Here is a 3308-nt window from a genome sequence, read left to right as displayed (position 1 = left end):
TCTACGTCGGGAAACAAGTTGACCTCGAAGACATGACCGTCGTCGGTACCTGGCGCGGGACGCTCGACGATCGGGAACTGACCCGCGCGCTCCGCGCCGTCCACGAGTGTCGCGGCCAGCTCCAAGACGACGCGCAGCGAGGATTCATCCTCGAAAGCTCCGCGTTCGTGGTGGTCCGCCGCGCAACCCGGAACACAGTTGAGCGCATCGTCGAGCTGTTCGAAGATGGCTCCCTGCCTGACTCCGGCGAAGGGATCGAGCGCGCCGTCGACCAGGAGCTGAAGGACTTCGGTCTTGACGACGCCGCGGACTCCGACCTCTCCGACCTCGTCGACGACGACGCGATCGACGAGATGGAACACAAGTCCGGATTCGACTTCTCGACGCCGGAGGACCCGGACGCCGACCGAAACGGCCACGCGGAAACCGCCGAGGTGCGTGCCGATGGGTAACTCCGACGAAGGGATGCTGACCGCGGCCAAACTCGCGGAACAGCTCTCCGGTCGCATCGAGACGGATCGAGACCTCGACCCGCGAGCTGGCGCGATCGACCCGGACGACGTGTCGGCGTCGGTCTTCCTCAACGACCTCGACCCGGAGCTTGTCCAGGACTCGCAGCTGCTCGACCTCGTCGACCGGACCCAGCAGTCGCGGAAGGCGTCCGAAGCGATTCGCTCCGGCAACTCCCTGATGCTCTCGCATCTCGTCGGAATCACCGAGCAGGACCTAGACGGCTCCGCGCTGCGGCTCCCGCTACGGCTTGACGACGTGATGACGAACAACGACGCGACTGCGTTCATCGGCGGCGCCGGGAACCCGAACACGGGGAAGACGAACCTGATGGCGCTGCTGGCGGAACTCCGCTCCGCGACCGTCGACGATCTCCTCGTCATCTCGAATTCGCGCACCTGGCCTCGGACGGACCTCGTGGTGACCAGCGCGCACGACCTCGCCGTGACGTGTATCGAGCATCGCGACCGGCCGAAGTTCGTGTTCATCGACGAGGGATCGACGCACTTCGACGCGCGGACGAACAGCTACGAGGTCGCGGCACAGTTCTCCCCGCTCGCCAAGCGGATGGCGAAGATCAACGTCGACGTCTTCGGAACGGTTTTCCACACAGGGAAGGACTGTCACCCGGAGCTGAAACGGCTGTTCACGACGGCGTACTTCAAACACTCGAAGAAAGAGGTCGACTTCTTCGCGGATTGGCCCGCTGATGCTGACAAGCCGACGAACCAGCTGTTCGGTGGGACCGTCGAAAACCTCGAACCCGCGACCGCGGAACCGGACCCTGACGACGCCGCTCCGTGGAACTGGAACCTCGAACCGGACCTCTTCTCACTCGACCTCGACTGGCCCGATCTCCTCGACGAGCTGCGCGACCGCGGACCAGCAACCTAACACGGTGAACTACCCTTCGACCCACCCACCCCTTTCAGTGGGCGGGAGCCTGCGCGACCCCTCCTTGTGGGGGGTCGCGCTTTCATATCAGACCTACTTCTACAAGCCAAATACTGGTGACAGTAAATGAGAATAGGTAGGTGATCATTAGTATGACACTACCAAAAGTATAAATTAAAATATGTACCATATTTACTCCAGCCGATCTTCTATACAATCGATACAGTGCTTCAGGAACTGGGATATTACGCTTTCGCACTTCCACTTTTTTGATTCCAGAAATAAGCAGATCACCAATAAATAATAGAACACCCATTGTCACTGAAGTAAAAATAGCCACCAGCATAGCAGTCAGAATGCTAATATCATCTGCCAATTCTGCGGAATATGGGAGAGTTGACACGAATAATGTGAATAATCCCATGGCGAGTGTCGTATATGATCGATTCAGATACTGTTCAACCCTACTTAGGACAATGACATTGTATTTTATGTCACTCTTCAACCGCTCTGACTCAGTTCCTACGGTATTATATCCAAGATTTGATATATAATCAAGCTCTTCCCGAGAAAAATTCACGATTCCCAGACCCTTTCCACTCATATACGGTCGAGGACGCGGCATCCTAATCACATCAACCGACCAAACCACCGAATCGACCAGTAACAATACCCCTAAAATAAAAAGCAGAGTACTAAGAGGAACCCCCAAGAAACTCAGAACTTCAGATTGCTCTTCAGGTGATAAAATCACAAACGGTTCAATTAAAACATCCACAGTAAGCAAATCAAGGTACAACTCACCAATTCTACGGAATACTTCAGGATCTCCAAAAGTAGCAATTACAGCGGCCGATGCTATTAATAACTGAATTATTCTTTCCGCTCTTACTTGTGTGTGCTTATATATCTCTAATTGTCTATTTAAGTGCTCCTGTAGACTCCGAGTGTTTATTTTGTCTATCAGCTTATCCTGACTTTCACCAATCATCTCACTCAGCTCTGTCTATCCGTAGACAGCCACCATACTGGACTATTCCCTGCTTTTTTCATATCTATAATCCCGTCTTCATTGAGTTGATATAATCTCTTTCTTGTCCCTGATAGTGAGAAATCCAACTCCTCTGCTACCTCAGACGTGGTCAAAACCGGGTCACTTGACTCATTGAACAGCGATAGAACTATGTGATGTCAATACAATTTCGTCACTAACGGGAGCATTCCAAAAGCCGGGCCTCGCTGCTGGAGCAGCAGGCCCGCACGGGCTTCCGTGAGTCAGGCACGAAAGCCATGTCAGCAAACACGGCCGGGGGTATTCAATCCCCCCACGGCGGACGTGATCGCGCAGCAACCAGCGGACTCGCTCCGCATCAGTTTCACTTTCAGTCCCCGTACAAGGATTTCGGCTTTTATATCCCCCCTCGTCGGCGTGAGGTGATGCCTCCAAAGGAAGTTGTGCGGATCGAAGATGACGCAGATCGGTGGCGGTTCCTCTGTCCCCGCGGCCACCGAACGTGGGAACCGACGAATCACCATTTCTGGTGTCAACTCTGCGCGCGCCGCAATGACGCCGACGGCGTGTTCTACGAGCTGCGCGACCAGAAGACCGACGCCCTCCTCAAACGCGACCGGGTCCAGCTGCTGACGGACTCCGGACCGTACGATCACGACCTCGACGGGGGCGCGCGATGACGACCCTCTACTGCGCGGACTGTCGGTCCCGGTTCGAACCGGACGACCGGCACGTTTGGATTCAAGGCGAGACCCGGTCCGTCGACGATCGCAACCGGCTCGAAGACTTCGCGATGTGCCCGGACTGCTGGGCCGACCTCACGGAAGACTGGGGTGAGCCGGTGTGAGCACTCACGCCGATCGCGACCTCTCCACCTGTGAGGTCTGCGGCG

The 3308-nt window shown here is 56.0% G+C and carries 4 protein-coding genes and 1 pseudogene; 4 read left to right on the top strand and 1 reads right to left on the bottom strand.

From position 1 onward, the window contains the following. Positions 1 to 452, top strand: a pseudogene (locus tag EXE42_RS20250) (hypothetical protein); the annotation flags it as partial. Further along, a complete protein-coding gene (locus EXE42_RS14860; protein WP_137706833.1) occupies positions 445 to 1404 on the top strand; it encodes a hypothetical protein in 960 nt (319 codons plus the stop codon). The pseudogene EXE42_RS20250 and the gene EXE42_RS14860, both read left to right, overlap by 8 nt. Positions 1405 to 1486: 82 nt before the next feature. Here EXE42_RS14860 and EXE42_RS14855 read toward each other — a convergent pair whose 3' ends face one another. Beyond that, positions 1487 to 2395 carry a hypothetical protein gene (locus EXE42_RS14855; protein ID WP_137694940.1) on the bottom strand — a complete coding sequence of 303 codons (909 nt, stop codon included), beginning with the start codon at positions 2393 to 2395 and terminating at the stop codon, positions 1487 to 1489. Between the two features lie 446 nt (positions 2396 to 2841). Here EXE42_RS14855 and EXE42_RS14845 point away from each other — a divergent pair, with 446 nt between their 5' ends. Together EXE42_RS14845 and EXE42_RS18625 are read left to right on the top strand one after the other, a co-directional pair. Next, positions 2842 to 3096: a hypothetical protein gene (locus EXE42_RS14845; protein WP_137706832.1), complete on the top strand. Its 255-nt coding sequence runs from the start codon at positions 2842 to 2844 to the stop codon at positions 3094 to 3096. Continuing rightward, positions 3093 to 3263: a hypothetical protein gene (locus EXE42_RS18625; protein ID WP_158293649.1), complete on the top strand. Its 171-nt coding sequence runs from the start codon at positions 3093 to 3095 to the stop codon at positions 3261 to 3263. Before EXE42_RS14845 ends, EXE42_RS18625 begins: the two co-directional genes overlap by 4 nt. Positions 3264 to 3308 lie beyond the last annotated feature (45 nt).

The sequence above is a fragment of the Halorubrum sp. SP3 genome, from assembly GCF_005435195.1.
GTDB lineage: Archaea > Halobacteriota > Halobacteria > Halobacteriales > Haloferacaceae > Halorubrum > Halorubrum sodomense.
The sequence above is the reverse complement of the archived record's forward strand: the minus strand, read 5'-3'. Positions and strand labels throughout refer to the sequence as shown.

Excerpts from the sequence above, each read along its gene's own strand:
- EXE42_RS14860 (WP_137706833.1), top strand. The coding sequence starts at position 445 with ATGGGTAACTCCGACGAAGGGATGCTGACCGCGGCCAAACTCGCGGAA.
- EXE42_RS14855 (WP_137694940.1), bottom strand. The coding sequence starts at position 2,395 with ATGATTGGTGAAAGTCAGGATAAGCTGATAGACAAAATAAACACTCGG.
- EXE42_RS14845 (WP_137706832.1), top strand. The coding sequence starts at position 2,842 with ATGCCTCCAAAGGAAGTTGTGCGGATCGAAGATGACGCAGATCGGTGG.
- EXE42_RS18625 (WP_158293649.1), top strand. The coding sequence starts at position 3,093 with ATGACGACCCTCTACTGCGCGGACTGTCGGTCCCGGTTCGAACCGGAC.